General features: G+C 59.0%; 3 protein-coding genes. All 3 read left to right on the top strand.

Annotated elements, in window-relative coordinates:
• On the top strand, positions 1–755 hold a 755-nt coding region (locus G545_RS15475), incomplete at its 5' end, for an O-methyltransferase (RefSeq protein ID WP_211220265.1).
• Positions 752–5,833 (top strand): glycosyltransferase family 2 protein, encoded by a 5,082-nt coding sequence (locus G545_RS15470; RefSeq protein WP_154656601.1) that lies wholly within the window; start codon positions 752–754, stop codon positions 5,831–5,833. The genes G545_RS15475 and G545_RS15470, both read left to right, overlap by 4 nt.
• Positions 5,830–8,709, top strand: a complete 2,880-nt coding sequence (locus G545_RS15465; protein WP_081677901.1) for an acyltransferase family protein — start codon at positions 5,830–5,832, stop codon at positions 8,707–8,709. The genes G545_RS15470 and G545_RS15465 overlap by 4 nt, the downstream gene beginning before the upstream one ends.
• The last annotated feature ends 13 nt before the right edge of the window (positions 8,710–8,722 follow it).

Here is an 8,722-nt window from a genome sequence, read left to right as displayed (position 1 = left end):
GTTTCGATGAGCTTGGGGAGCGTTCGGCCAAGGCGGCATCTGAAGAATGGCAGTCCTTGGAGAAGCACGTCGTGGTCCCACTCAAGCAACTGAGTCGCGAGATCGGTGCCGGTCATCTTCGTTTCGATGTCCTCAATGACATCTGGTCAATGCAGAACTTGCATCAGACGGTGCGCCCCACGGCCATTGCTCCGCAAATGACCGCATGGTCGCTGGAGCCAACCTCCTTGGCGCGCCTGCTTCACATCGTGCTTGAGCGGAAGCCCAAACTGATCGTGGAATGTGGCTCCGGCGCTTCCACCGTATGGCTTGCATATGCTGCTCGAGAAGTCGGAGCGAAGGTGATCGCTCTGGAGCATCTTGAGAAGTACGCAGAGGCCAGTTTGGAAGAAGTCGAACGGCATGGCCTGTCCGAACACGCCGAGGTGCGGTTTGCACCACTGGAGGCGTTCGATGTCGGAGGAGAAGAGTACAGCTGGTACTCGCGCGACGCGTGGAAGGAACTCGCCGGAATTGATCTTCTACTGGTCGACGGGCCGCCGAAGGCCACGGGGGATCATGCCCGTTACCCGGCTGTTCCGTTGCTTGAACCCGGCATCGGTGCAGGAGCACTGATTGTTCTGGATGACGTGCACCGGGAGGAGGAGCGGGAAGCGCTGACCCGATGGCGCGAGCAGTTCAGGTCAGTGGGCGCTGAGCACTCCATCGGTCCGCGCACCGTGGCGGTGGAGTGGAACGCGACAGGTCGGCCATGAACGCAGCGACCCAAACAGCCGGCTCATCCGGGCAACTGGAGGCGTTGAGGCGTCGCCGGGGTATGTATGCGGACACGCTTCGAACATACCTCAAACTCGTCGATCAGCTTCCCAACAATCGAGTGCTGGACCGGCTTATCCTGCGAATGGGGTCCAGGCGTGCCCTGGATCTGCTGGCGCTTCATGCGACGAATGGGCGCATGCGCTGCGAAGACGTGTTCCGGCATGTGTTGCAGCGTGGCAGCACGCTGGAGTCTTTAGCTCGCCTGGCGGGTGGACCCGTAGACCCGGAGATGGTGGTACGGATCGCGCGGATAGCGGTGCTGCAAGCCCATGGAGAAGCCGAAAAGTCCGACGGGCTCCGGGCCATGGAGTGGATATACCGGCAGGAAGGTTGGGAGCCATTCCGCCCCGATCATGCACGTTTATTCCAGAACCTCGCGTTCGATCTGGGAGAGTTCGAGCTGGCAGATGCCCTCGCTGCCGGCATCAAGGGTTCCCGCCTTGACGCATTGATCATGAAGGCAGACCTCGCAAACCCCCACGGACCTTCTTCGTTTGCGGACGAAAGTGAGTGGGTAAACGCGTTTGGCCGGATTTTCCGCCGTGATGGGATCGAGGCGCCCTCGCTGCTCGAGGTGGGCTCCGGCGATCCATTTGACCGGCTTGCGTGTGTCTCCGATGTTGTCATCACAGACGGGCCTCTGGTCTCCATCATCGTCACCTCGTGGCAACCTGGAACAGGGCTGGTAACAGCAATCCGGTCGCTGATAAATCAGAGTTGGCGGAACCTTGAAATCCTGCTGGTGGATGATGCCTCGCCGGATTCCTATCTGCCGATTTTGAACCGTGCCGCGGCGTTGGATCCGCGGGTCAAGTTGATCAGACTTGATCGCAATGGCGGCACCTATCAAGCGAGGAACCACGGGCTGCGCGCGGCAACCGGAGAATTTGTCACTGGTCAGGACTCCGATGACTGGAGCCACCCCCGCCGGATCGAGAAGCAGGTCAAGGTGCTGCTGAAAAGCAGGCGCCGCATTTCGACGACCAGTCACGCGTTCCGGTGCGATCCGGCGCTGGTCTTCAACGCGCCAGGTACTCAGGCAAGGCGGGAGAACGCCTCGTCACTGATGTTCCGCCGCTCGGAGGTCCTTGAGCGCGTGGGGTTCTATGACGCCACCCGGAAAGGAGGCGATACGGAGTACATGCTTCGAATTCGCCGGGTGTTTGGCGAAAAGAGTCACCGTACGCTTGAGCACAATCTGGCCATGATCCGCCAGAGCCGAGGCTCTCTCTCTACCGCGGAGTTCAAGCCCGGATGGCGTCATCCAAGCCGCGCCGCGTACCGCCGAAGCTACGAGTTCTGGCACGCTAACTGCGAGCCTGACGCGCTTCGTCTGGAGCACGTGGAAGAGCGTCCGAACCGGTTCCCGCTGCCCGCTCGGTTCCGGGTCACTGCTCAACCTGATCCGGAGCTGGATATCGTCTTTACAGATGACATGCGAGGGGTCACTGGACCGTTGCATCTTCGCGTGCTTCTTGACGAAATAAATGTCGCGCTGCGCGCCGGGCTCAAGGTGGGTGTAATGCACCTGCGCTCGCTGCGGGATATGGGCTTCGAGCGAATCGACACCTTCTGGACCCCCATTTCCCGGCTGCTTCAAGAGGGAAAGGTGCACGAGGTCCTTTCGACCGATGCGTTCGCTCCATCCTTGCTGGTTGTGCGTCGACCGGAGGTCGCGCTGTTTCTGTCTCCGACGGACGTCAGTCTGCGTCCGCAGCGGATCGTAGTGGCTGCCACCGAGCCGCTGGTCAATGGGCGAGGCGAGATCTGGTATTGCCCGGTTGCCTGTGACCGGAACCTTCGGGACGCGTTCGGCTGTCGTCCGGAATGGCGCGTCGAGCCTGAGCTTTCCAGCCAGCTGAAAGAAATCCTTCCGCGGACCGCAATCGTCGGGTCGGCCTATCCTGTCATTGTGGACGTGTCTTCCTGGCGTTCGCCCGCGCGCGACTTTGCTGGCCGTCGCCCGGTGATCGGACGTATCGCGGCTGACGGTGCGGCGAGCTTCCCGCGGGACCGGGAGAAGCTGCTGGGAGCCTACCCCCCTACAGGTCGGGCGCCTACAAAGTTTTTGGGCGGTGAGGCCGAGTTGCGGACTGTGCTGGGTGACCGCCCAATGCCGGCCAGCTGGACAGTGCTGTCAGAAGAGGCTTTGGGTCCTGACGTATTCTTGAGCAGTTGCGATTTCTTCGTATATTTTGACCACGGTGCGGGCAGCCCAACCCCGGTCAGGCTTTTCGCCCAAGCGATGGCAAGTGGCTGTGTGGTGATCTCGTCGCAGCGGCATGCGGCCGGGTTTCAGGGTGCCGTAATCGAGGCTACTCCGGAAGACGTGTACTCGATTGTTGCTTCTGTAGCTCGCGAGAAGGAGAAGTTCTTCGCGCAGGTGGAGCTAGGCAGGAGATACCTGGAACAAGCCAGTCGTGGGGTGGAGCTGCCGGGGATGGCGTTATCCTCGCTTCCGATGGTCCCCACGAGAAAATCTGGCGCGCTTGCCAGAGCCGGAAAGTCGTTGCCGGAAATACCCGAGGTGGTCAGGGACTATCTGGAGATTGCGGAGAAGACTAAAGACTCCTTAAGGCTTGACGCGACCATCTTGCGGACCGGGTCCGAGAACGGCCGCGAACTTCTTGCTCGTCTGGCGTCCAGAGGGCGGCTGTCGTTCTTGGACTTGATTCGGTATGTCGAGGCAACGAGGGTTGATAGCCGGCGTGCGCATGCCCTCGCGATCTTGGCGGAATTCGATCCGCATCTGGCGATTCGGCTGGCTAGAGTTTTGGTCCTGCAAGCGCTGCGGCCCGACGACCTGTTAAATGGCGTGTCGTTATGTGAGGCAATCGTATCGACCCATGGAACGGTGGTCCCCAGGAAGTGGGGCGCTATTTTCATCAATGCAGCCCTGCGGTTGGACCGCTACGGTACGGCGTTGGCTTTCGAGAAGCTGCTCAAGCTCAACAAGCATGATCGCAGGCTCGTCGAAATCGATCTCCTCCATCCGAGGTGGACGGGTAATGAGGAAGATTGGCTAAAGGCTTTCAATTCAATTTTCAACGAGTGGGGATTGAACGGCCTTCAACTCCGGAGGTCGGAAGGCGAGTCCGCCCGATTGGATCGAGTTGGGTTCATCGGTGCCGCAGAGATGGCCGTCGCGAGTGAATATAAAGTCACCGTTATAATAACTACCTGGCGACCTGGAGCCGCTTTGCGGTCGGCGGTCCTCTCCGTGCTTGCGCAGACGTGGCAGAATCTCGAAGTGCTGATTATTGACGATGGCTCGCCACCTCAGTACGATGCGATTCTGGGTGAGTGCGCTCAACTGGACCCCCGTGTCCAAGTGCTCAGCCAGAAGGTGAACCAGGGTACGTATGTGGCCCGTAACCGTGGGCTGGTGGCGGCGACGGGTGACTTCGTCACCTTCCAGGATTCCGACGACTATAGTCATCCTCGTCGTATTGAACTGCAAGTTCTGCCGATGATTAAAGAAGGGAGCGTAATGGCTACCAAAAGCGCCAGCCTGCGTCTGGACGAGCAGATGCTGCTGGCCAATCCTGGTAGCCCGGCCATACAAGGCAACGCGTCGTCCCTCATGATTCGTCGCGCCGAGGTAGTTGAGCGAGTCGGTTTCTTTGATTCGGTAAGGAAAGCCGCAGACACAGAGTACGCAATGCGAATTTCTGCGGCATTCGAAGGAGGTGTAGTTGGGCTTGACGAGAAGATGCCTCTGGCTCTCGTGCGACTAGAACCAAATTCATTGTCAAGGGCTGAGTTCAAGCCGGGATGGCGACATCCGTCACGTCGGGTCTATCGGGAAGCTTATGAGCTTTGGCATCGACGTATCCGACTAGGGGAAGCGACCCCATTTCTTGAGCGTGACTCCAACCGGCGTCCGTTTCCCGCTCCGAAGCGGTTCCGGGTAGATAGGGATACGCCTTCCGATTCGTATGATGTTGTGTTCATCGGCGACTGGAGACAGTACGGCGGCCCTCAGAAATCGATGATCGAGGAAATCCGCGCTCTGAGCGGCCGGGGGTTGCGGATGTCCATTTGTCATTTAGAAGCATTTCGGTTCATGACAAGGGAAAAGCATCCACTTTGCGAGCCGGTAAGGGTGCTTGTTCAGGACGGGGTCGTGGACGAGATCACGACGTTCGATCCCATCGATGTTCGTTTGGCGATATTGAGATATCCACCAATCCTGCAGTATTTGCAGGCTGAGGCAGTTGAGTGGAACCTTGCTTCAGCCATCATCGTTGCCAACCAAGCCCCCAACGAGCGCAACGGTGAGGATGTGCGCTATTGCGTTTCCGACTGCGTTCGCAATGCAAGGGCGCTTTTCGGATTGGACCCCATCTGGATTCCGCAGGGACCGTTGGTGCGGGAAGCTCTGGAGCCTCTGATCCCGCCTGCTCTGATTGATCCAGTCGACATGCCCGGGATACTGAAGGCCTCCGAATGGCGCCTGGAAGAGCGTGATGAGAACGTGGGCGTCCCGGTAATTGGTCGATACTCCAGAGATAACTTGTTGAAGTTTCCTTCCACAGCGACTGAGCTTTTGCAGGCTTACCCCTCCTCTGATGAAGTGAAAGTGCGCATCATGGGAGGGGTGCGCGCTTGTGAAACGTTGCTGGGTGGTAAGGATGTCCCGAGAAATTGGGAAGTAATGGCCTATGGGGAGCTCGGTGTCCGAGAGTTTCTGAGGGGCATCGATTACTTCGTTTACTTTGACAATGATCAGATTGTGGAGGCATTCGGGCGATCAATACTGGAGGCCATCGCAAGTGGACGAATTGTGCTGCTTCCCGAGAAATTTCGACCAGCGTTCGGCGACGCGGCACTCTATTGTGAAGCGGCAGAGGTGATGGGGCTCGTTCGGAAGCTGCATTCCGACGCCGAGTTCCGTTCCAGGATCCGCGAGCGCGTCGCCAACGAGTTGCAGGCACGGTTCAGCCATCAGTCCTACTTTCAACGCATCAGCGGCATGCTAGCCGCTCTCAAGTGTCGGGAACCGCACAAATGAGTAGCTCCCCTCCTCAAGCAACGACCGGCGTCTCCGGTTTCGCCGGAAGCGGGTTCCGTCTCGAAATTCAGGCTTTGAGAGCAATCGCCGTTCTCGCGGTGCTCGTGTTCCACATATGGCCTGAGGCTCTTCCGGGCGGCTACGTTGGCGTGGACGTCTTCTTCGTCATATCCGGGTACCTGATTACAGGGATCCTGTTCAAACAGTTCAGTAAGACTGGTCGCATTTCGGTTCGGGAGTTTTACGTAAGACGCATTCGTCGGCTGCTGCCAGCGGCCGCAGTTGTATTGGTCGTGGTGGCGTTTCTGTTGCCCCTGCTGCCTCGTACCCAGTGGGACGGCACTATTTCCGGGATCGTGGCCAGCGCGTTGTATGTACAGAACTGGTGGCTCGCAGCCCAGGCTGTCGACTATTTGGCAGCCGAGTCCGCGCCAAATGCGGTCATGCATTTCTGGTCGCTTTCCGTCGAAGAGCAGTACTACATTGCGTGGCCGCTCGTGCTCATGCTGGTAGGGATGCTCCCAGGCGCTTGGCGCAAGGAGCCCGGTCGCGTGTTTGCCTCGCTGGTAGCGCTGGTTGTGGCGGTTTCGCTGGCGTACTCGATCTGGCTGACCAAAACCAATCCTTCGCTTGCGTACTTTTCCACATTGACCCGTGCATGGGAGTTGGGGGTGGGCGGTCTGCTGGCCGTTACCTTCCGATGGCGCAGCCTCCCTTTGGGAGTTCGTGAAATTGCTACATGGGTCGGCTTGGCAATGATCGCCGTCGCTTTGGTCACGTTTGATGAGATAACGGCGTTTCCCGGGTATACGGCCGCGCTTCCAGTGATCGGTACGGCGCTGGTGCTGCTCGGGGGCGAATCACCCCGGTGGTTCAGTGCCTACACCATCCTGCGCCAGAAGCCCCTTCAGTACTTTGGAGATATCTCGTACTCGTTGTACCTGTGGCATTGGCCCGTCATCATCTTCTACGCGGCGGTGGTAGGGAGAGCTCCGTCGTTCATCGATGGCGTTGCGGTCTTTGCGATTTCTTGCGCGCTGGCCCACCAGTCCAAGGTTCTGGTGGAAGATAGATTCCGGAGCGCGACGGTCGACCGCCGGGGAAGCGCACGGGCGTTCGCCTTGGCGGTCGGGTGCATCGCTGTAAGTCTGGCTGCGGCTTGGGCAGCCCCGCGGCCATGGGACTCAGGCGCCAGCCCCGGCAGAACGATTGCCACTGGCGAGAGTGAGCCAGTGCCGAATCCTGGCGCGGCTGCTTTGACGGATGGCGTTCCGGTTCCATCAGCACCGATCCTTCCTGCTCCTTCTGCAGCGCGCGATGATGTGCCGGCGCCATATCGCGATCGGTGCATGTCTCGTGGTGATGGCACGGAGGTAAAGGTATGTCGCTATGGAAATCAGGAAAGTGATTATCGGGTAGTGCTCGTCGGGGACACCTATGCCGCCCAATGGCAACCGGCGCTGGCGGAACTTGCGCGAGTCAATGACTGGGCATTGGATGTGGTGGTCAAGACCGGCTGCGTGCTGGGTAACGTCCGGCCGCGCAATACCGATGACATGCCCTTTGCCGCGTGTGAGGAATGGCGGGAGAAGTTGCCTGCGCAGATCAAGAAGCTTTCACCTGATCTTGTCGTGGTGGCACAGTCTCCGTCTGGCCGGATTATGGACGCAGAGCGCGGAGCCGAGCGGGCTAACCTGCTGACACAAGGTCTTGTTGACGCAGCCGAAGAGATTGGTGGCTTGGCGGGCAATATCGTTTTCGTTCGGAGCACTCCCTCCATGGGTAGTGACTGCACGACGTCGAAGGAACCGGAGACTTGTTCGCGACCCCGGCAGCGGGCCACCCGCGATTTGGACCCGATGGTTGCCGCAGCCGCACAGGTCCAGGGTAGTCATCTCGTGGATCTGACGGATGCCATTTGTGCGGCGACAACCTGCAGTGCCGTGGTTGGGAACATTACGGTTTACCGAGGGGCCGCGCACCTGACGGCTACCTACTCTCGTTCCTTGGCTCCGGCGTTTGCTAGAGCTTTGCGGAGTGTCGATGGTCTTGAAGAGATAAAGGTACCAAGCGCCACCTCCATCCCGCTCCCCAATGATCTGGCTCAGAGAGCCGTGGCTGCTAAGCGCGATAATCCCGATCTGTATGCGGATGGATGTCATGTTAATCAGGTTTCCGCGGAGCCGGACTTTTGTATCTACGGCGACCAGGATTCTGGTACTCGGATCATCTTGGCGGGAGATTCCCATGCAGCTCAGTGGCTGCCGCCTTTACAGGAAATCGCCGATAAGAATGACTGGGCGGTATATAGCTTTACCAAGTCTGCTTGTGCCTTCTCCGACGCGGTTGTCCAGGTTGGTGGTCAAGAGTACGAATCTTGCAGCGAGTGGAACCGGAAGTTGATGGAGAAGCTTGAAACCCTGGGTCCGTCGCTTGTAGTCACCAGCCAGTCCCGGGGACACCGCGCTTTCGGAAAGGAACGTGGCGAAGAGAGTCAACAGGAACTTGCCAGGGGCCTGTTGGAACGCTGGGGTGAGCTCCGCTCCTTGGAAATTCCAGTCGTGGTGGTGGCCGATACCCCTTGGATGCGCAAGGATGTCCCTGATTGCTTAAGTGCGCTGCGCGTGGCGCCCGGCGCTTGTGATACTCCGGCCGATGTCGCGTTGAAGAGCCCCGACTCTATTCTTCTCGCCATGCAGTCGAGCCCTGATGTGAACTTCATCAGCGTTAACGATCAGATCTGCGAGCGTGGCGTTTGCCCGGCGATCCGCGATGATGTGATTCTCTGGCGTGACCGCCACCATCTGACAGCGACCTACGCGCGCTCCTTCGCCCCGCTTCTTGAGCCGGTGATCAAAAAATCACTGGAAAACTAGACGCAACAGTCAC

Source organism: Lysobacter defluvii IMMIB APB-9 = DSM 18482 (assembly GCF_000423325.1).
Classification (GTDB): Bacteria; Pseudomonadota; Gammaproteobacteria; order Xanthomonadales; family Xanthomonadaceae; genus Novilysobacter; species Novilysobacter defluvii.
The sequence above is the reverse complement of the archived record's forward strand: the minus strand, read 5'-3'. Positions and strand labels throughout refer to the sequence as shown.